The following is a 20,119-nucleotide window of genomic DNA, read 5'->3' as shown; positions in this document are numbered from 1 at the left end:
GCGTGCGCGCTCCCGCCCGTGCCGGACTGTTATCGGACAGCACGGCCGCCGCAGCGAGGCGTGGGGCCCCGCTGCCGGGCCCGACGCCAGCGCCGACGACGGATCGGCCCGGTCAGACGGGATCGGTGAACGAGACCGGCGTGCCGGTGGCCCGGGCGTAGGCGATCTCCCTGCTCGTGGACTCCCCGACGTACCCGCCGGGGTTGACCACCAGGACCCGGTCGGCCAGGTCGATCTTGCGCAGGTGCAGGGAGCCCAGAGCAGTCCTCTGCTCGTCGGTGAGCGGCCCGCTCGCGTCGTCGGCGCTCGGGAAGACGGCCGGCGCGACCACGATGACACCCGCCAAGGCCAGGTCACGGTTCACCGCGCTCATCTCGTCCGCGAACCGGGCGGAGCCGCAGAGGCAGACGATCTCGGGTCGGTCAGGCACGGCTCAGTCCTTCGGGTCGAACGGGAGACCACCGGTGCGCACGTCGGTCACAGACTGGCACACGAGCCGAGCGATCCCCCGCCGACGGGCACGGCAGGGGCGAGCCATGGCAAGGCTCCGCCTGGCGCCCACCGACTGCGCGACCGGATCCTTGGGGATCCCGGGATCCAGGGCCCTCGGCAGGATCGGGGAGCCGGCCGTGACCAGTTCGACGAGGCCGGGCGAGGGGAGGCCGTGTCGAGAGGCTGGACGGGCCTGGCGGGAGCCGCGAGGAACGAGCGGCGGATGGCGTGCCTCGCGACGCGGCCTCCCCTCACCCGGCCGGCCGCAACCACCCGACCGCAACCCGAGCGGGAGTCAGCCCGCCAGGTGCCCCCACCGCGGCGCGAGCTCGGACCACGGGCCGACGTCGGCGACCTCGCCGTCGGCGAGGACCACCACGCGGTCGGCGCGCGACAGCGCGGCGTGCTTCGACGTGGACCCGACGACCGTGGTGCCGCGCTCGCGCAGCGACGCCCACAGCTCGATCTCGGTGGCGGCGTCGAGCGCGCTGGAGACGTCGTCCGCGAGCAGCAGCTCCGCGTCGGTGGCCAGGGCCCGCGCGAGCGCGAGGCGTTGCACCTGCCCGCCGGACAGCCGTACCCCGCGGTGGCCGACGAGCGAGTCGGGGCCGCCGGCATCCTGCACGTCGAGGGTGAGGCGTGCGGCGGCGACGGGGGCGTCCACCTGGCGGTCGTGGTCGAGCCGGATGTTCTCCGCGAACGTGCCGGAGAGCACCCGCGGGACCTGGCGGATGTGCGCCACACGGCCGGGCCGCAGGTACGTCTCGGCGTCGGCGACGTCGGTGCCGTTCCAGCGGATCCGCCCCGTGTGCTCCATGAGCCCCGCCAGGGCGGAGAGCAGGCTCGACTTGCCGGAGCCGACCTGGCCGAGCAGCAGCACGAGCTCGCCGCGCCGCACCTCGAGGTCCACGTCGGAGACGCCGATCGTCCCGTCGTCGTGCACGGCCGTGACGCCGTCGAGCCGCAGCCGCTCCAGCGGCTCGCGCTCTCCCGGCGCCGGCTCGGGCGCCTGGCCCGTGAGCAGGTCGACGCCCTCCGGCAGGTCCATGAGGTCGGTGCCGCCGGCGAAGCGGCTCGTGGCGCGCTGCCACGCCCGGGTCCCGGGCGCCTCGGTGACGACGGCCCCGGCGACGACGCCGAACCAGCCGAACCCGTTGACGGCGTTCGCGACGAGCAGCGCGGTGGCCAGCCCCCAGGTGCCGGTGAGGAGGCCGGCCCACGCGGCGACGACGCCGAGCTGCACCATGATCATGGGCACGCCGTCGAGGGCAGCCTGCACCCGGTGCTCGAAGATCGCCGCGCGCACGCGGCCGGCATCGACGTCGCGCAGGTGGGCGTGCACCTGCGGGGTGCGGGCGGCGAGCTTGACGGTGCGCGCCGAGTCGAGCGCCGAGACGAGGGCGCGCCCGAAGCGGGCCCGCGCCGCGGAGGAGCGCGTCGCCGAGCGGCCGGCGATCGGCCGCCCGATGGCCGACGCGGCCGCGGACACGACCATCACGGCGAGCAGCACGGCCCCGGCCAGCCACGACCCGCTGAGCAGCGCGGTGACGCCGGAGACCACGATCCCGTTGGCGAAGTCCACCCACCGGTCGGCGTAGCGCACGAACCGGTCGGAGTCCATGGCCCGGGCCACGATCTCGCCGGGAGGGGCGGACGACAGCCGGCGCTGGCGCGTCTGCCCGGTCATGACCGCCATGCGGACCCGCAGGAGCACCTCGACCCACCACCGCGGGTACACGTACAGGGCCCACGCGAGGCACAGCGGAGCGAGGAGGAGCAGCACCGCGAGCACGACGAGCAGCCCGGTGGGGAACCCGCCCGCCTCCAGGCCCTCGACGGCGTGCCCCCAGAGGAAGCCGGTGAACGCGCCCTGCGCGGCGACGAGGCTGGCGGCGAGGAACAGCAGCGCGCCGGCGAGGCCCCACGCGGGCCGCACGACGAGGGCGTGCACCACGCCCCGGGCCAGGCTGGGTCCGTCGCCCGGGTCGGGGCGCTCGGGCGGCGCGCCGGTGCGCCGGTGGCCGCCGACGGCGTGGTGCTGCGTACCGTCCGAGGCCGTCCCCGCGGACTCTCCCGCCGGCGGCGGGGACGGCAGGGTGGTCGCCACGGCGCCGGCCCCACCGTCGCTCGCGCCGGCCTCGACGGTCGCCGCCCGCGAGGCCGGGACGCCGTCGGTGCCGCCGTGCGCGACGGAGGCTCGCAGGAGGTCCCGGTAGGGGCCGGGCTCCTCCGCGAGGCGGGAGCGCACGCCCTGCTGCACGACGCGGCCGTGGTCGAGCACCGCGACGAGGCCGGCACGCTCGATGGTCGTGAGGCGGTGCGCCACGAGCACGCCGGTGCGCCCGGCGAGGAGCCGCTCGGAGGCGGCGACGACGCGCTGCTCCGTCAGCGGGTCCATGCGGGCGGTGGCCTCGTCGAGCACCACCACCTGAACGTCGCGCACGAGCAGCCGGGCGAAGGCCACGAGCTGCTCCTCGCCCGCCGACAGCGTCGTCCCGCCGGGGCCCAGCAGCGTGTCGAGCCCTGCCGGCAGCCCGGACACCCACGCGTCGAGGCGGAGCTCGCGCACCGCGGCCTCGACGTCCTCGCGGGGCACGTCGGAGAACAGCGCGATGTTCTCCGCGAGGGTCCCGGCGAGGATCTCGGTGCGCTGGGTGACGACGCCGACGGCCGCCCGCAGCTGCTGCAGGTCGAGGTCACGCACGTCGGCGCCGCCGACGAACACCGAGCCGCGCTCGGGCTCGACGGCCCGCGAGAGCAGGGAGGCCAGGGTGGACTTGCCGGAGCCGGTGCGCCCGACGAGCGCGACCGTCTCGCCGGCGGGGACGTGCAGGTTCACGCCCTGCAGCGCGAACGTGCCCTCCGCGTAGGAGAAGTGCAGGTCGCGCAGGTCGATCCCGACGGGCGCCTCGGGGACGGCGTCGCCCCCGGTGGGCTCCGGCTCGACCGACAGCATCTGACGGATCCGGGTGATGGCGCCGAGGCCCTCCTGGATGTCGGGAAGGTGGTGGATGAGCTGGTCGACCTGCCCCACGAACATGGCCGTGACGAGGAACAGCGTCACGAGCCGGTCGACGGGCATCCCGCCCTCTGCCGCCACGGCGGCGCCGGCGACCGCGACACCCGCGAGCAGGGCGGCGAGGACGAGTCCCGCACGCCGCAGCATCCGCGACTCGACGCTCACGACGGCCAGGAACTTGCGGTGCACCTGCGCCGAGCGCTGCGCGAGGCGCCGGATCGCGAACGGCTGCCCGAGGCTCGTGCGCAGGTCGTCGCGCGCGGCCACCGACTCCTCGAACGCGGCGGCGTGGTCCGTCCAGGCCATCTCCTCGATCACCTTGCGTCGCGCGATCTCCCCCAGCATGGGCCGGACCAGGAGCCCCGCGAGGACGGCGAGCACCGGGAACAGCACCCAGGCGGGCCACCACGTCACACCCGCCACGACCCACATGGGCACCACGCCCACGACGGTGCGGCCGGCGCCCCAGAGCTGGCGCCGCACCAGGGTGCCGACGGCGTGCGTGTCGTCGTCGACGCGGTCGAGGACCTCCCCCACCGCCTGCTCGGTGAGGGTGGTGAGCGGCTGGCGCAGCGCCGCCGTGAGCAGGTCGCCGCGCAGCCGGCCCTCGGCCCGGTCGACGACGCCCGCCCACACCACCTGGCCGGCGGTGTCGAACAGGGCGCCCCCGACGACGCACGCGGCGAGCAGCATCAGCAGCGCGCCCGTGGGGTCGTCGGCCAGCCGGCCCGCGACGACGGTGCCGAGCGCGGCACCGACCGCCCCGAGGGTGAGCGCGAGCAGCGCGACGACGGCGACGGGCCCGCGCAGGCGTCGCCAGTCGAGCCGGCGGGACGGGTCGGCGGTCGTCGGGTCGGGCGATCGAGGGGGCTGCTCAGCGGCGGGGGCGTCGTTCATGGCCCGACGACCCTATGCACCCCCACCGACAGTCCGCCCCTCTTTATCCGGGGCCCGCATGACGACGCGACGGTGCAGAGGATGGCGCCCCGTGACAGCGACCGAGACCGGGACCCGGACCGCCGTCAGCAAAGCAGGGTCAGACGAGCCCCAGCGCCCGCACCGCCTCGCGCTCCTCGACGAGCTCGGCGACGCTCGCGTCGATCCGCGCGCGGGAGAAGTCGTCGATCTCGAGGCCCTCGACGACGGACCAGGCGCCGCCGTCGGAGGTGACGGGGAACGACGACACGAGGCCCTCGGGGACGCCGTACTGGCCGGTCGACCACAGTCCGGCGCTCGTCCAGTCGCCCTCGGGCGTGCCGTGCGTCCAGTCGCGTACGTGGTCGATCGCGGCGTTCGCCGCGGACGCCGCCGACGACGCCCCGCGGGCGTCGATGATCGCGGCGCCGCGCTTGGCGACGGTGGGGATGAAGTCGTCGGCGAGCCAGGCCGTGTCCGCGGTGAGCGTGCCGCCGGGGCTGCCCGCCACGTCGGCGTGGAAGACGTCCGGGTACTGCGAGGCGGAGTGGTTGCCCCAGATGGTGAGCCGCCGGACGTCGGCGACGGGCACGTCGGCCTTCTTCGCCACCTGCGACAGGGCCCGGTTGTGGTCGAGCCGGGTCATGGCGGTGAACCGGTCCTTGGGCACGTCCGGGGCGTGCGAGGCCGCGATGAGCGCGTTGGTGTTCGCCGGGTTACCGACCACGAGGACGCGCACGTCGTCGGCGGCGTTCGCGTTGATCGCGCGGCCCTGCGGGCCGAAGATGCCACCGTTGGCCTCCAGCAGGTCGGCGCGCTCCATGCCCGCGCCGCGCGGTCGCGCGCCGACGAGCAGGGCGACGTTTGCGCCCGCGAAGCCCTGGTCGAGGTCGTCGGTGATGTCGACGCCCGCCAGCAGCGGGAAGGCGCAGTCGTCGAGCTCCATCGCGGTGCCCTCGGCCGCCTTCACCGCCTGCGGGATCTCCAGGAGCGTGAGCCGCACGGGGGTGTCGGGGCCGAGCATCGCGCCCGACGCGATCCGGAAGAGCAGCGCGTACCCGATCTGCCCCGCGGCCCCGGTGACGGTGATGTGCACAGGTGTGGTCGTCATGCCCCCTACTGTGGCCCAGCCCGGGCGCCGGGTCGACCGTTCCCGGCGCACGGGACGCGTCCCCACCGCGCGCCACGCCCCGCGACCCGGCAGGTCACGCGGTAGCGTGCGAGCAGGCCACCGCCGTGGCGGGCGTCTCAGCGCCCGTTCAGCACCCGGTGGAAGCATGCGCCGCGCGGCCCGCACGGACCGCCGACGACCGGTCCCCTCCGGGGCCGGCGCACCCGTCTCCCGAGCAGAGAAGGACCCTCATGTCCCAGGACATCGCCGCCGCCGGCGGCACGCCTGCGGTCGCCGACGACGCGGCCCTCGACACGCCCGAGCACGGCCTGTTCGCCCGACTCGCCGCAGAAGCCTTCGGCACCTTCGTCCTCGTGCTGGGGATCGTCGGCACTGCCACGTTCAACCTGTTCAACGGCGGCCAGATCCTCCCGGTCGCGCTCGCGGGGGGCATCCTCGTCATGGGCGCCATCGCCGCGGTCGGGAGCATCTCCGGCGGGCACTTCAACCCGGCCGTGACGTTCGGGCTGACGCTCGCGGGCCGATCTCCCTGGCGCTACCTCGTATGGTATTGGGTCGCCCAGCTCGTTGGCGGCACCGCCGCCGCGGCCGTGATGTTCTCGATCATCCCCGAGTCGGTCCTGCCCTTCGCGCAGGCAACCACCAAGGCGGAGTTCTTCCAGGGCACCGCCAACGGTTTCGGCGCACACTCCCCCGCCGCCACGCTGACGGCGTCGGCCGCGCAGCAGGGGGGCACGCCGGTCGAGTTCACGATGTGGTCGGCGGTCCTCGTCGAGGTGATCGTCACGGCGGTCTTCGTCGCCGTCATCCTCGGCGTGACCGGCAAGCGCACCACGGTCTCCTACTCCCCCGTCGTCATCGGCCTGACGCTCGGGGCCATGCTCGTGGTCGCGTGGCCCGTGACGAACGGGTCGCTGAACCCGGCGCGCTCGTTCGCGTCCGCCGTCTTCGGTGGCGGCTGGACGTGGGGTCAGCTGTGGGTGTTCGTGGTCGCCCCGCTGGCCGGTGCCGCGCTGGCGGCGCTGTTCTACCGGGCGTTCTCGCCGGTACCGGCGGTCGCGGTGCTCGCCGCGGACCAGCACGATGTCGTCGACGACGGCGCGGTCACCGCGCCCGGCGACGCCGACACCCCCGAGTGGGACGACGCCGGCGCCGAGCCGGACGCCGCGCAGCGGACGGACGCGGACGCGACGCCGGTCGAGGGCGCGACGCCGGCGGACGACGCGACCGACGGCGTCGCCGGCGACGCGGGCGACGACACGGCCGACGACGTGGCCGAGGACACGACCGACGGCACCACCGAGCGGCCGGCCACCACCGACCGGGACACGACCGACGAGGACCCCAAGTCCTGACGCGCGGCGGCACGCCCTGACACGGCCGAGGGCCGGCTCCCCCGGGAGCCGGCCCTCGGTGCACTACTCGTCGGGCCGCGCCGTCGCCCGACCGAGGCTCAGCCCAGCCCGGGCGCGGTGACCGCCAGCACACCGATCACGGCGGCCGTCCCCCAGCAGGTGACGACGTCGAACCCGCGGCTGCGGACCACGAGCCCGGGCGGCCCCGCGGGCGCCGTCGCCCGCCAGACACCGGCGGTGGCCAGTGTGACGGCGATCGTCAGTGTCCCGAGCCGTGCGCCGACGAGGAGCCCGAGCACGACGGCCAGGACGATGCCCGCCACCATCACCACGACGGTGGCGTCGGGCCCGGCGACGCGCCCGGGCGGGGGGGTCCCGACGGCTTCCCCGCCCTGCGCGGGCCCGGGGTCTCGGTCCGCCGGTTCGTGCTGCGCTCGGGGATCCACGGGAGCCGAGCCTACTCTCGGATGGTGAGCATCAGGACCGCGTCCCAGCCGTCGCCCGACACGTCGCACCGCGCCCCGGCCCGCCCGCCGGCTCCCGACCTGAGGTCGGTGACCGTCGTCGGGGCCGGCCTGGCCGCCGCGCAGACCGTCGCGGGCCTGCGCGAGCACGGTTTCGACGGCCGGGTCACCGTCCTCGGGGCGGAGGGCGTGCCGCCGTACGACCGCCCGCCGCTGTCCAAGGAGCTGCTGACCCGTCCGGAGCCCGTGTGGCTGAGCGAGGACATCGGCGTCGACGTGGAGAAGCTGGCGGACGACGTCCGGCTCTCCTCCCCGGCCACCGGCCTGCGCCCGGGCGTCGACGGCGTCGTCGTGGCCACCGCCGACGGCGAGCACGCCGCCGACGCCGTGGTCCTCGCCGTCGGGTCCGAGCCGCTGCGCCCCGCCGGCTGGGAGGCCGCGGACGTCCTGCACACGGCCGCCGACGCGGAGCGGCTGCGGTCGGCGCTGCGCGCACGGCCCGGGCTGCGGCTCGTGGTGGTGGGCGCCGGCTGGATCGGCGCGGAGATCGCGGGCGTGGCCGCGGGCGCCGGCGCGGACGTCACCGTGGTCGAGGCGGCGCCGAGCCCGCTGCACCGCCAGCTGGGCGCGGACGTCGGCACCCACCTGGAGCCCTGGTACACGGCGGCGGGCGTGCGCCTGCGCACGGGCGCCCCGGTGGCCGCGGTGCGCCGCGACGGAGTGACGCTGGCCTCCGGCGAGGACGTCCCGGCGGACCTCGTGCTCGCGGCGGTCGGCGCGCGGCCGGCGTCGCGCTGGCTGGAAGGCACCCTGCCGCTGGACGCGCGCGGCAGCCTGCACACGGGTCGCGACGGCTCGGTGCCCGGGCAGCCGCGCGTGTGGGCGGTGGGCGACGTCGCGTCCCGCACGCACCCGGTCTTCGGCACGGTGCCCGGCGGGCACTGGTCGGCGGCGCTCCACGACCCCGACACGACCGCGCGGGCGATGCTGGGTGTCGAGGGCGGGTCGCACCACGCGCCGTACGTGTTCTCCCAGCAGCTCGGGCACGACCTCGCGCTGCTCGGGCTGCCGGCGCCCGACTCCCCCGTGCTGCTGCGCGGTGCGCCGGGCGACGGCCCGTGGGCGGCGCTGTACCTCGACCCGGTCGCGGACAGCGCGGACGGGGTGGCGACCGTGCGGGCCGTCCTGCTGGTCGACTCGCCCCGCGACGTCGGCGGCGTGCGGCGGCTGATGAACCGCGGCCAGGCTCTCCGCCTCGACCTGGAGCGCGCCACCGACCCCACGGTCCGCCTCAAGACCGCCGTCGCAGGCTGATCCTGTCCCGCCCGGCCGCCCGGGCGACGCCGAGGGCCGGGAGAACGACGTCAGTGCGCGAAGTGCCGCGTCCCGGTGAAGTACATCGTGACGCCGGCGGCCTGCGCCGCCTCGATCACCTCGGCGTCCCGGATCGACCCGCCGGGCTGCACGACGGCGCGCACGCCCGCGTCGAGGAGCACCTGCAGGCCGTCGGCGAACGGGAAGAACGCGTCGGAGGCCGCGACGGCGCCGCGGGCGCGCTCGGCGCCGTCGGCGAGGGCGTTGGCGCGCTCGACGGACAGGCGGCACGAGTCGACGCGGTTGACCTGGCCCATGCCGATCCCGACGGCGGCGCCGTCGGCCGCGAGCAGGATGGCGTTGGACTTCGCGGCGCGCACGGCCTTCCACGCGAAGGCGAGGTCGGCGAGGGTGGCCTCGTCGGCGGCCTCGCCGGCGGCGAGCGTCCACGACGCCGGGTCGTCGCCCTCGGCCTGGTACCGGTCGACCTCCTGGACGAGCATGCCGCCGGAGATCGGGCGGTTCTCGGCGACCGCGGCCGGCGGCGAGTCGACCACGAGCAGGCGGACGTTCTTCTTGGCCTGGAGCACCTCGAGGGCCTCGGGCTCGAACCCGGGGGCCACCACGACCTCCGTGAACACCGGAGCGATCTGCTCCGCGGCGGCCTGGGTGACCACCCGGTTGGCGGCGACGACGCCGCCGTAGGCGGAGACGGGGTCGGTGGCGTGGGCGCGGGCGTGCGCCTGGGCGACGTCGTCCCCGACGGCGATGCCGCACGGGTTGGCGTGCTTGATGATCGCGACGGCGGGCCGGTCGTGGTCGTGCGCGGCCCGCCAGGCGGCGTCGGCGTCGACGTAGTTGTTGTAGCTCATCGCCTTGCCGTGCAGCTGCGTGGCCTGCGCGAGCCCCGTCGCCCGGTCCGCGCGGCCGTACAGCGCGGCGCTCTGGTGCGGGTTCTCGCCGTACCGCAGCGTCGCGGTCCGCTCGAACACGGCACCGGCGACGGCCGGCAGGCCCGTCTCCCGCGCGGCCTCGTCGGGCGCGTAGACGCTGGCGAACCAGGAGGACACGGCGACGTCGTACTGGGCGGTGTGCGCGAACGCGGCGGCGGCGAGGTGCTTGCGCTGGGCGAAGGTGAACCCGCCGTCGGTCACGGCGGCGATGACGTCGTCGTAGCGGGCCGGGTCGACGACGACGGCGACGCTCGGGTGGTTCTTCGCCGCCGCACGCACCATGGACGGCCCCCCGATGTCGATCTGCTCGACGACGTCGTCGGGCGCCGCGCCGGACGCGACGGTCGCGGCGAACGGGTAGAGGTTCACGACGACGAGCTCGAACGGGTCGATCTCCAGCTCGGCGAGCTGGTCGAGGTGGTCGGCCTTGCGCGTGTCGGCGAGGATGCCGGCGTGCACACGCGGGTGCAGCGTCTTGACGCGGCCCTCGAGGCACTCGGGGAACCCGGTGAGCTCCTCGACGCGGGTGACGGGCACACCGGCGTCGGCGATCCGTGCGGCGGTGGAGCCGGTGGACACGAGCTCGACCCCGGCCGCGTGCAGGGCGACGGCGAGCTCGGTCAGGCCGGTCTTGTCGTAGACGCTCAGCAGCGCGCGTCGCACGGGGCGGCGCGCGTCGTCGGCGAGCCGGACGTCGGGAGTGGTGGGGATGCCGGACATCGGGTGGTCTCCTCGCAGGCGTGTCTTCGCGGAAACCCTGGCACCCAGGCGGGCGGCGCGCACGGTGTGGCCCGGCCCGCGGGCTCGGGGCGCACGGGTCGGGTCGGCCGCTCCCCGGTGGTGACTCCACCTTCGCCAGTCACGGCCACGCCGATCCTACCGAACGTTCCCCCGGCACCTGTGGACAACCTCGGCCCGTGGTCTCGGCCTCCCCCTAACGTGACGGCATGCGAGCCGACAGGAAGCAGGACCGGATGGCGGCGATCTTCGTCGTCGCGGTGATCGCCGTCGTCGTGGGGACGGCGGTCCACCGCTGGTCCACGTCCGACGCCGTGCGGGACCAGCGGCTGCACGACGAGCTCAGCGCGCTCCCGGGCGTGGCCGAGGTGACCGTCGGGCCCCTCGAGCAGGAGATCCGCCTGGCCGAGGGCGTCACCGTCGAGCAGGCACGGGCCGCGTCCTCGGCCGTGGGCGAGGGCAGGTGGAAGCTGGTCCTCGACCCGGCCGAGACGACCGTGTACGGCGAGGACGACAAGACCGACACCCGCGCTGTGGACGTCCTCGTCCTGGCAGGGAGCGCGGGGCTCGTCGACGAGTACCCCGGCGACCGCACGACGCCCGCCGTGTGGGTCCAGTGGGACCCGCGGGCGCACGGGGTGACGGTCTACCTGACCCACCCGTACACCGACCTGCTCGGGTGGACGACGACGCTGGTCGAGACCTTCGCCGAGCACCGCGGCCTGGTGCCCGCCGGGATCACGATCACCGGCGGCTCGATGGGGCCGCTCGCCTCGGCGGAGACGCTCTCCGACCTGGACGTGGCGCGGGAGGAGCTCGCCGCCGTCTCCGAGCTCGCCGACCTGGACCCCCGGTTCTCCCTCGACGGCGCCCGGCGCCGGGTCGTCGTCGAAGTCCCGAGCCGCGACGAGCTCGACGCCACCTGGAAGCGCGTGCGGACCGCTCGCTCGCACGCACCGGACGGTCTCGACGTCGTCGTGCTCCTGGACGGGCGCCGGGTCGACGACCCGCGCTCGGTCTGAACCTCCCCGCCCGGGGAGATCACGGGGCGGGCACCGTGAGCGCGTCGTCGGCCCACGTGTCCGGGGTGCCGACCCGCCACAGCGCGCGCACGCCGCACAGCGCGGCCACCGTGACGGCCATGAGGACGACGAGGGCCCACAGGACGACGCCGATGCCGCCTGCGTCGAGGAGCGCGCCGCCCACGAGCGGCGCGAGCGGGGCGGCCGCGAGCCCGCTCAGCCCCAGCACGGAGCTCAGGCGGCCCTGCAGCCGTGGCGGCGTCACGGCCGCCGTGTAGCCCGCGAGCGCCGAGTTCACGGTCGGGACCAGCAGCGCGCCGACGCCGATGAGCACCACGTAGGCCGTATAGGTCTGGGCCGCGGCCATCCCGGCGAGGCTGGCGACGAGGACGCCCAGGGCGAGCAGCGTGGAGCCCGCCAGGCGCAGGCGGCGCACCAGGAGCGGCGCCAGGAACGACCCCGCGAGCATCGCGCCGGCCGCGACGGCGCTGAACACCCCGATGAGGACCGGCGGCGTCCCAGTGCGCGCCAGCTCGAGGTTGATCCCGATCATGATGCCGCCGAGCGCGACGTTGATGACGACGAAGAGCCCCAGGCAGGCGCGGAACAGCGGCATCGACCAGACGTAGCGCAGCCCTTCGCGCAGGGCGGCCACAGGGCTGGTCCGTCGCGCCTCGGCGAGGTCGCCGTTCAGCGGGGCCCGGACGCACCAGGCGCAGACCGCGGCGACGGCCTGGCCGACGGCGGCGCCGACGAAGGGGACGACGGCGGCCAGGCCGTAGAGGACCCCGCCGAGCGGCCGCCCGAGCATCTCCGCCGCCGCGTCCCTCCCCTGCGCCGCGGCGAACGCCGTGGGCAGCTGGGGGGCGGGGACGACCGCGCGGAACGCGCCGCTCACCGCGGGGTCGACGAAGGTGCGCGCCACCGCGGCCCCGAACAGTGCGGCGGCGAGGTGCCACGGCCGCAGCGCGCCGAGCGCCCCGGCCACCACGACGGAGCCCCAGAGCAGGGCGCCCACGCCCGCGCTGGTGACGATGAGGCGCCGCCGGTCGGCCCGGTCGGCGACCACGCCGGCGGGCAGGGTCGCCAGCAGGGCGCCGAGGTTCCCGACGGCGGCGATCACGCCGGCGGCGGTCGCCGACCCCGTGAGCGCCAGGGCGACGAGCGGGACCGCGAACATCGTGACGCTGCCGCCGACGGAGTCCGCGGTGAGCCCCGTCATGAGCAGCAGGTAGGGGCGGTTGCGGCGCAGCGGCGAGGGCCCGGCGTCGCCGGAGGCCTCGGTGCTCGCCGTGTTCTCCGTGCCTTCGGCGCCCTCGGCGCCCTCGGTGGAGCGGTCGTCGTGGCCGGTGAGGCCGTCGGTCGCGCTGGATGCGGTGGTCATGGTCCAGACGATAGACCCGCAACACTTGTTGCGCAATAGTCATTGCGCATGGTCGGTTGCGCAACCTCCCGTGCGCGACGTTGCTAGGCTCGTGCCGTGCGGGAGTCCATGGAGGTCAGCGACCCGGCGGCGCTGCGCGCCATCGCGCACCCCCTGCGCCAGAAGCTGCTCATGCAGCTCGCCGTGATGGAGCACGCCCGGGCCGCGGACCTCGCCCGGGCCGTCGGAGAGCCCGCCAACTCGGTGAGCTTCCACCTCCGGGTCCTCGCGAAGGCCGGGATGATCACCGAGGCCCCGGAGCACGCGCGGGACAAGCGCGACCGCGTCTGGACACCCGTCGCCCAGAGCTACGACGTCAAACCCGACGCCGGGAACGCCGCCGAGCTGATCCTGCGCCCCACGATCGACTGGCTGTCCGACGTCTTCGCCCACACCAGCCACGAGGCGGCGCGCGGCGGACGCACGTTCATGCTCACCACGCTCCTGCTCACCCGGGACGAGGCAGCCACCCTCGTGCACGAGCTCGCCGAGGTGCTCACCCGGTGGGCGGACCGCAGCCTCGCCGACTCCCGCGCGGAGCCCGACGTGGCGCGCGAGGTCTACCAGACCCTGCTCGCCGTGGCCCCCCGCGACGACCCCCGGGGCGACCGGGACACGGACGACGCCGGCACGACCGGTGGCTCCGAGGCCGCCGCGCGCTGACCTGACCGGCCGTCCGGTCAACCGCCCCGGCCGATCGATCAACCACGGCCGGCGGCACGCGCCGACGCTGGTCGCATGGCCGAGAGCACACCGCCCACCACGTCCCCCGCCCCGTCCGTCACCGGAGCGGCCCGACCCGAGTCGCGTCCGTCCTGGACCCCCGTCGTCGCACTGGCGGCAGGCATCGCCGCGATCGTCGCGAGCGAGTTCCTGCCCGCCAGCGTGCTGCCCGCCATGGCCGCCGACGTGGGAGTCAGCGAGGGGACCGCCGGCCTGGCCGTCGCCGTCACCGCCGTCGCCGGCGCGCTCACCGCACCGAGCATCGCCGTCGTCCTGCCGCGGGCCGACCGGCGCACCGTGCTGGTGAGCCTGCTCGTCCTCGCGGCCGTCGCGAACCTCGCCGTGGCGCTCGCACCGGGCTTCGCCGTGCTGCTCGTCGGCCGGCTCCTGCTCGGGGTGGCGCTGTCCGGCTACTGGGCCTTCGCGTTCGCCGCGGGCATCCGCGCCGTACCGGGCCGCGCGCCGGCGGTCTCCACCGCCATCGCCCTGGGCGTCACGGTCGCGACGATCGCCGGCGTCCCGCTGGCCTCCGTCGTCGGCGACCGGATCGGCTGGCGCGCCGTGTTCGGGGCGGCCACGGCGGTCACCGCCCTGGCCGCGGTCGCCCTGGCACGCACGCTGCCGTCGGTGCCGCCCGCCCCGTCCGCGGGCCTGACGATGCTCCGTGAGGCGCTCGCGAACCGCCGCCTCGTCGCCGGCGCGGCCGCGATCGTCCTCGTCGCGTTCGGCAACTTCGCCGCCTACCCCTACATCCGGCTCGCCGTCGCCGACGTCGCACCGGGGGCGACCGCGTGGCTCCTGCTCGCGTGGGGCGCCGGCGGCCTGGTCGGCAACCTCACCGCCGGGCGGCTCGCCGGCCGTCTGCGGCTCCTCGTGACGACCGGCCCGCTGCTGCTGGCCGCGAGCCTCCTGCTCACGGCGGCCGCGTCCACGGTGGCGGTGCTCGCGGTCGCGGTCGTGCTGTGGGGCCTGGCGTTCAACATGGTCCCGGTCGCGACGCAGCTGTGGATGACGCGAGCGGAGCCGCGGCGCACCGAGTCGGCGCTGGCGCTCCAGGTCACGGCGTTCCAGGTGGCGATCACCCTGGGGGCGGCCTCAGGAGGCGCGCTCCTGGACCGGTACGGCCTGACGGCCGCCCTGCTCGCCGGGGCCGCCGCGGCCGTCGCGGCGGGGATCACCTTCGCCGTCGTGCGCACTCCCCGCGCCTGACCCACGGCGCCAGGCCTGCGGGCCGAGGCCGTGGTGGGCGGAGAACGCCCGGCTGAACGCGGCCGTGGACCCGTACCCCACGGCGTGCGCCACGTGCTCGACCGGCCGCGCGGGGTCGCGCAGCAGCTGGCGCGCCGCGCGCATCCTGGCCTCGCGCAGCACCTCGACCGGGCCACGGCCGAGCGTGCGGCGGAACCGCTCGCCGAGCGCGGAGCGCGACAGGTGCACGGCCCGAGCCATCCGTTCGGTGGTCCACGGCTCCCCCGGGCTCGCGTGCACCGCGGCCAGGACCGCCGCCACCACGGGGTCCCGCTCGCCCTCGGGCACGGCGGCAGGGTCGCCCGGGCGCCGCTCGTCCAGCCACGAGGCCGTCAGCGCCGCGCCGAGGAGCCCGGCGTAGCTCGCGGAGAACAGCGCGGGTCGGGCGCACCCGTCGTCGTCGAGGGGGCACGCCCGCACCAGGGCGGCGATCCCTGCATGCCGGGTCGCGAAGCCCCGGACGACGAACGGGCTGGGCAGCCCGTGCCGGTCGGTCGCGTGCAGCGCGGCCGCCACGACGACCGCCCGGCCCGCGGCGACGACCCGGTGCGCGGTGCACGCGGCCACGAGCGCCGCGTCGCCCGCGGCCAGGGGATCCGTGCGCGTCGCCGTCTCGAGCCGGACCGCGCCCTCCAGCACCAGCAGCCAGCGGGGCCCGCCACCGTCCGTGAGCACCGCGCCGTCGGCGAGCGTGACCCGGCGCATGCCGGACAGCCGCCAGTCGGGGTCGGCGGTCAGGGCCGGCGGCGCGGCCGTCGCCTGCCGGTGCCGGACAGGTGACGCGGGGCGTGCGATGTCGATGACGCTCACGTGCGTGCCAGCGCCGTCGCGGTGCCGGGTATTCCGGCGGCGCGGGGTCGGGTCGGTGGGAGCGCGGCCGCTGGGGGTCAGCCGACGATCGCGCGCCGACCCTCGATCCGCAGGCCCTCGCGGGCGACCCGGCCGACGGTCTCGACGAGCAGCGCCCGCTCGGCCACCTTGATCCGTTCGTGCAGCGACGCCTCGTCGTCGTCGTCGGCCACGGGCACGGCCGCCTGGGCGATGATCGGGCCGGTGTCCACGCCCGAGTCCACGACGTGCACCGTGCAGCCGGTGACCCGCACCCCGTGGGCCAGGGCGTCGCGGACGCCGTGCGCGCCGGGGAACGACGGCAGCAGCGCCGGGTGCGTGTTGACGATCCGCCCCGCGAACCGGTCGACGAACGACGGCGCCAGGATGCGCATGAACCCGGCGAGCACCACGTAGTCCGGCCGGAAGACCGCCACCGCCTCGGCGACGCCGTCGTTCCACGCCGCCCGGTCGGTGAAGTCCTTCGGCGCGACGACGACGGACGCGACCCCGGCGTCCTGGGCGAGGGTCAGCGCCCCGGCGTCCGGCTTGTCGGAGACGACGCCGACGACGCGCGCCCCATAGGCGACGTCGTCGTGGGCGGCGAGCAGCGCGGCGAGGTTCGACCCCCCGCCGGACGCGAGGACGACGAGCCGGGCCTGGCGGGTGGACTCCGGCGAGGTGGCGGCGACGGGGTGGCCGGACGGGGTCTGCACGCCGCTCACCCTACCGGCGGCGCAGACGCTCCGAGAGCCCCAGGTGCCCCCACGCGAGCGCGGCCGCGGCCCCTGCGCCGACCTCCGCGGCGACCACCCCGGCCGTGACGAACGGCGACGCGCCGACGTCGGACAGCCGGCCCGAGCCCGCGGCGCCACCGGCCCACCACTGCAGCAGCGCCGTCATGACGCCCGTCACGACGACGAGCCCGCCGACCACCCAGGAGAGGTCCTGCCAGCGCACGACGTCGGGGTTGAGCCGCCGCCACGCGAACACCCCCGCGACGACGCCGGTCGCGACCACGACCGCCGGACCCCACACGACGGCGGCCGGCCCCGCCCAGTCGGGGCCCGGGAGCGCGGCGAGCAGCGGCACCGCGGGCAGCGGACCCGCGACGGTCCCGGTGGTGGCGAAGGCCGTGCCCTGCCCGACCGCGAACCCGGGCCCGGCGAGCCAGGCCGTGGCCCACACCACGAGGTTGGGCAGCAGCGCGAGCTGAGCGGCGGCCAGCACGACGCCACCGATCCAGCCGGGGTCGAGCCCGGTGACGATGTCGTCCGACGTCGCGCGGCCGGCGACGACCCACACCAGCGTCAGCAGGGCGCCCGCGCCGACGAGGAGCGCGAGCGCGACGACGGCGGCCCGCATGCCGAGACGCAGCACGTCGGGCACCCAGCGGTCGATCCGTCCGCCGGGACGGACGGGCTCCGGGCCGTCCGGCTGGGCGAGCAGCCCCAGCGCGGCTCCTCCCCCGCCGACGACGGCCCCGCCGAGGCCCGCGAGGGCGACCACGGGCGCCACGCTCGTGGTGGGGTCGGGGGCGCCGCCGGCGAGCGCGGCCAGCACCACCGTCAGGAGGGTGTACGTGACCGTCGAGCCGACCCATCCGGCGAGGGTGGGCAGCGTCGAGCGCTTCGTGCTCACGTACGAGGTGAAGAGCGCGAGCGCGCCGATGCCGAGCGGTACGAGGGTGACCGTCGCGCCGCCCGCGGCCACGGGGACCCCGTGGCCGAGCAGCCAGAACCACGTCGCGACGCCGAGCGCCGACGTCCACGCGGCGTCCGGGGACTGCGCGGCGCCGAGGACGCCGACGACCGCGAGCAGCGCGACGACCGCGTACGACAGGACGACCGCCTGCAGCGCCGCCCACGCTCCGGACGTGACGGCCGCGAACCGTTCGCCGCGCGGGGGCCGCTCGGCGGCGTCGACGGTGCGCCCGGGCCGGGCGGCGTTCGTGCCTGAGGGTGCGCTCACCCGCCCATGGTCACCCGCGAACGGCGGCCGGTCGCGCAGACACACGTGGGAGGACGCAGACGGCGCCCGGCCCCGGTGCGGGGTCGGGCGCCGTCGGGCGGTCCGCAGGCGGTCGGACCGCGTCAGAGGGGCGTCAGAGCGCCTGCAGGATCTCGCGCATGAGGGAGGCGGTCTCGGACGGCGTCTTGCCGACCTTGACGCCGACGGCCTCGAGGGCCTCCTTCTTGGCCTGCGCGGTGCCGGCGGAGCCGGACACGATGGCGCCCGCGTGGCCCATCGTCTTGCCCTCGGGGGCGGTGAAGCCCGCGACGTAGCCGACGACCGGCTTGGTCACGTGCTCGGAGATGTATGCCGCCGCGCGCTCCTCGGCGTCGCCGCCGATCTCGCCGATCATGACGATCGCCTTGGTCTCCGGGTCGTTCTCGAAGGCCTCGAGCGCGTCGATGTGCGTGGTGCCGATGACCGGGTCGCCGCCGATGCCGATGGCGGTGGAGAACCCGAGGTCCTTCAGCTCGTACATCATCTGGTAGGTCAGCGTGCCCGACTTCGACACGAGTCCGATCGGGCCCTTGCCGGTGATGGTGTGCGGGGTGATGCCGGCGAGCGACTCGCCGGGCGTGATGATGCCGGGGCAGTTCGGGCCGATCATGCGGGTGCTCTTGCCCTGCAGGTACGCCCACACCTCGGCGGAGTCCTGGACGGGCACGCCCTCGGTGATGACGACGATGAGCGGCATCTCGGCGTCGATGGCCTCGATCGCGGCGTCCTTGGTGAAGGCCGGCGGGACGAACAGGACCGACACGTTCGCGCCGGTCTCCGCCATCGCCTCCTTGACGGTGCCGAAGACGGGCAGCGTGACGTCGTTGCCCTCGTGGTCCTTGTGCTCGACCGTCGTGCCGGCCTTGCGGGCGTTGACGCCGCCCACGATCTGCGCGCCCGAGTCGAGCATCAGGGCGGTGTGCTTGGCACCCATCCCGCCGGTGATGCCCTGGACGATGATCTTCGAGTCGGAGTTCAGGTAGATCGACATGCTGTTCTGGTCTCTACTCTCTGCGGTCCGGGGGCGATCAGGCGTTGGCCAGCTCGGCTGCCTTGTCGGCGCCGCCGTCCATCGTCTCGGCCAGGGTCACGAGGGGGTGGTTCGCCTCGCGCAGGATGGAGCGCCCGAGGTCCACGTTGTTGCCGTCCAGGCGCACGACGAGCGGCTTGGTGGCCTCGTCGCCGAGGATCTCCAGCGCGCCGACGATGCCCTTGGCGACCTCGTCGCACGCGGTGATGCCGCCGAAGACGTTGACGAACACGCTCTTGACCTGCGGGTCGCCCAGGATGACGTCGAGGCCGTTCGCCATGACCTTCGCGTTCGCGCCGCCGCCGATGTCGAGGAAGTTGGCCGGCTTGACGTCGCCGTGCTTCTCGCCGGCGTAGGCGACGACGTCGAGGGTGCTCATCACGAGACCCGCGCCGTTGCCGATGATGCCGACCTCGCCGTCGAGCTTGACGTAGTTGAGGCCGTTGGCCTTGGCCTTGGCCTCGAGCGGGTCGGCGGCCTCCTTGTCCTCCAGCGCCTCGTGGTCGGGGTGGCGGACCTCGGAGGCGTTGTCGTCGAGCGAGACCTTGCCGTCGAGGGCGATGATCGCGCCGCCGGAGGTGCGGACCAGCGGGTTGACCTCGACGAGGGTCGCGTCCTCGGCGGTGAAGACCGTCCAGAGCTTCTGGATGACGTCGGCCACCGGGGCCTTGAGGTCGTCGGCGAAGCCGGCCGTCTCGACGATCTCGGCGGCCTTGGCCTCGTCGATGCCGACGATGGGGTCGACCGCGACCTTGGCGAGGGCCTCCGGGCGCTCGACGGCGAGCTGCTCGATCTCCATGCCGCCCTCGACGGAGCACATGGCGAGGTAGTTGCGGTTCGACCGGTCCAGGAGCACGGAGAAGTAGAACTCCTCGGCGATCTTCGCGCCCTGGGCGACCATCACGCGGTGCACCGTGTGGCCCTTGATGTCCATGCCGAGGATCTCCTCGGCCTTCTGCTCCGCCTCCTCGGGCGAGTGCGCCAGCTTGACGCCGCCGGCCTTGCCGCGGCCCCCGGTCTTCACCTGGGCCTTGACGACGACGGTGCCGCCGCCGAGCTCCTGAGCACCCGCGCGAGCCTCCTCGGGCGTCGTCGCGACGACGCCGCCCAGCACGGGCACGCCGTGCTTCTCGAAGATGTCGCGAGCCTGGTATTCGAACAGGTCCACCCTGCTGCGTCCTTCCATCGGTTGTGCCCCTGGGTCGGCAGAGGCCGGCACGAACGATGTCTCGACGTCAAGACACCGCGTCCAGGGTAGTCCGCTGCGCGAGACGGCAGGAACATCGGCCGAGAAACCGGCGTCCAGGGTGACCGATCCCACACCTCCCCCGCCCCAGTTGTCAGACCCCGCGCGAGGTATACACCGCGCTGAACCTGACAACTCGCAGGCGCGGCGGGTTCAAGCGGTCGTCGCAACACGCGTCGTCAGGCTGTCAAGAGTAGGCGGTTGAGT

At 75.5% G+C, this 20,119-nt stretch carries 16 protein-coding genes; 5 read left to right on the top strand and 11 right to left on the bottom strand.

The genetic code is table 11. From position 1 onward, the window contains the following. Window positions 1–112 precede the first annotated feature (112 nt). The 3 genes from EYB28_RS06590 to EYB28_RS06580 form a co-directional block, all read right to left on the bottom strand. Window positions 113–430, bottom strand: a complete 318-nt coding sequence (locus EYB28_RS06590) for a hypothetical protein (protein WP_166845880.1) — start codon at window positions 428–430, stop codon at window positions 113–115. Between the two features lie 357 nt (window positions 431–787). Continuing rightward, entirely contained in the window at window positions 788–4,408 is a 3,621-nt protein-coding gene (locus EYB28_RS06585) for an ABC transporter ATP-binding protein (protein ID WP_166845877.1), read from the bottom strand. Window positions 4,409–4,547: 139 nt separating this feature from the next. Next, window positions 4,548–5,537 (bottom strand): malate dehydrogenase, encoded by a 990-nt coding sequence (locus EYB28_RS06580; protein WP_166845875.1) that lies wholly within the window; start codon window positions 5,535–5,537, stop codon window positions 4,548–4,550. Between the two features lie 251 nt (window positions 5,538–5,788). On the opposite strand from EYB28_RS06580, the gene EYB28_RS06575 reads away from it, so the two are divergent. Next, the gene (locus tag EYB28_RS06575) at window positions 5,789–6,913 is read left to right on the top strand and encodes an aquaporin (protein WP_166845873.1); all 1,125 of its coding nucleotides are present in this window, start codon (window positions 5,789–5,791) and stop codon (window positions 6,911–6,913) included. Window positions 6,914–7,011: 98 nt separating this feature from the next. On the opposite strand, the gene EYB28_RS06570 is transcribed toward EYB28_RS06575, so the two are convergent. Further along, complete coding sequence (locus tag EYB28_RS06570) at window positions 7,012–7,359, bottom strand: DUF3017 domain-containing protein (protein WP_240930416.1); 348 nt, start codon at window positions 7,357–7,359, stop codon at window positions 7,012–7,014. 24 nt (window positions 7,360–7,383) lie between these two features. On the opposite strand from EYB28_RS06570, the gene EYB28_RS06565 reads away from it, so the two are divergent. Beyond that, window positions 7,384–8,691 carry an NAD(P)/FAD-dependent oxidoreductase gene (locus EYB28_RS06565; RefSeq protein WP_240930415.1) on the top strand — a complete coding sequence of 436 codons (1,308 nt, stop codon included), beginning with the start codon at window positions 7,384–7,386 and terminating at the stop codon, window positions 8,689–8,691. Between the two features lie 50 nt (window positions 8,692–8,741). On the opposite strand, the gene purH is transcribed toward EYB28_RS06565, so the two are convergent. Continuing rightward, the gene (gene purH, locus EYB28_RS06560) at window positions 8,742–10,364 is read right to left on the bottom strand and encodes a bifunctional phosphoribosylaminoimidazolecarboxamide formyltransferase/IMP cyclohydrolase (RefSeq protein ID WP_205710858.1); all 1,623 of its coding nucleotides are present in this window, start codon (window positions 10,362–10,364) and stop codon (window positions 8,742–8,744) included. A gap of 227 nt (window positions 10,365–10,591) precedes the next feature. Between purH and EYB28_RS06555 the strand changes: the two genes are divergently transcribed. Then, on the top strand, window positions 10,592–11,404 hold the full coding sequence (locus EYB28_RS06555) for a hypothetical protein (protein WP_166845868.1): 813 nt from the start codon (window positions 10,592–10,594) through the stop codon (window positions 11,402–11,404). Window positions 11,405–11,423: 19 nt separating this feature from the next. Here the strand turns inward: EYB28_RS06555 and EYB28_RS06550 are convergent, their stop codons facing one another. Beyond that, complete coding sequence (locus EYB28_RS06550; protein WP_166845866.1) at window positions 11,424–12,788, bottom strand: MFS transporter; 1,365 nt, start codon at window positions 12,786–12,788, stop codon at window positions 11,424–11,426. Between the two features lie 96 nt (window positions 12,789–12,884). Here EYB28_RS06550 and EYB28_RS06545 point away from each other — a divergent pair, with 96 nt between their 5' ends. Both EYB28_RS06545 and EYB28_RS06540 read left to right on the top strand, forming a co-directional pair. Then, window positions 12,885–13,490, top strand: a complete 606-nt coding sequence (locus EYB28_RS06545; RefSeq protein WP_205710857.1) for a helix-turn-helix transcriptional regulator — start codon at window positions 12,885–12,887, stop codon at window positions 13,488–13,490. A 75-nt stretch (window positions 13,491–13,565) separates the two neighbouring features. Next, window positions 13,566–14,759, top strand: coding sequence for an MFS transporter (locus tag EYB28_RS06540; RefSeq protein ID WP_166845864.1), 1,194 nt, complete (start codon window positions 13,566–13,568; stop codon window positions 14,757–14,759). Here EYB28_RS06540 and EYB28_RS06535 read toward each other — a convergent pair. The 5 genes from EYB28_RS06535 to sucC form a co-directional block, all read right to left on the bottom strand. After that, window positions 14,646–15,608 (bottom strand): helix-turn-helix transcriptional regulator, encoded by a 963-nt coding sequence (locus EYB28_RS06535; RefSeq protein ID WP_166845862.1) that lies wholly within the window; start codon window positions 15,606–15,608, stop codon window positions 14,646–14,648. The two genes, EYB28_RS06540 and EYB28_RS06535, sit on opposite strands and share 114 nt — an antisense overlap. A 77-nt stretch (window positions 15,609–15,685) precedes the next feature. Continuing rightward, window positions 15,686–16,342: a phosphoribosylglycinamide formyltransferase gene (gene purN / locus EYB28_RS06530; protein WP_166845860.1), complete on the bottom strand. Its 657-nt coding sequence runs from the start codon at window positions 16,340–16,342 to the stop codon at window positions 15,686–15,688. Window positions 16,343–16,352: 10 nt separating this feature from the next. After that, the gene (locus EYB28_RS06525) at window positions 16,353–17,597 is read right to left on the bottom strand and encodes a DUF6350 family protein (RefSeq protein WP_166845858.1); all 1,245 of its coding nucleotides are present in this window, start codon (window positions 17,595–17,597) and stop codon (window positions 16,353–16,355) included. A 133-nt stretch (window positions 17,598–17,730) separates the two neighbouring features. Continuing rightward, window positions 17,731–18,627: a succinate--CoA ligase subunit alpha gene (gene sucD / locus EYB28_RS06520; protein WP_166845856.1), complete on the bottom strand. Its 897-nt coding sequence runs from the start codon at window positions 18,625–18,627 to the stop codon at window positions 17,731–17,733. A 37-nt stretch (window positions 18,628–18,664) separates the two neighbouring features. After that, on the bottom strand, window positions 18,665–19,834 hold the full coding sequence (gene sucC / locus EYB28_RS06515; protein ID WP_166845854.1) for an ADP-forming succinate--CoA ligase subunit beta: 1,170 nt from the start codon (window positions 19,832–19,834) through the stop codon (window positions 18,665–18,667). Window positions 19,835–20,119 lie beyond the last annotated feature (285 nt).

The organism is Isoptericola sp. BMS4 (genome assembly GCF_011634835.1).
Classification (GTDB): Bacteria; Actinomycetota; Actinomycetes; order Actinomycetales; family Cellulomonadaceae; genus Isoptericola.
The sequence above is the reverse complement of the archived record's forward strand: the minus strand, read 5'-3'. Positions and strand labels throughout refer to the sequence as shown.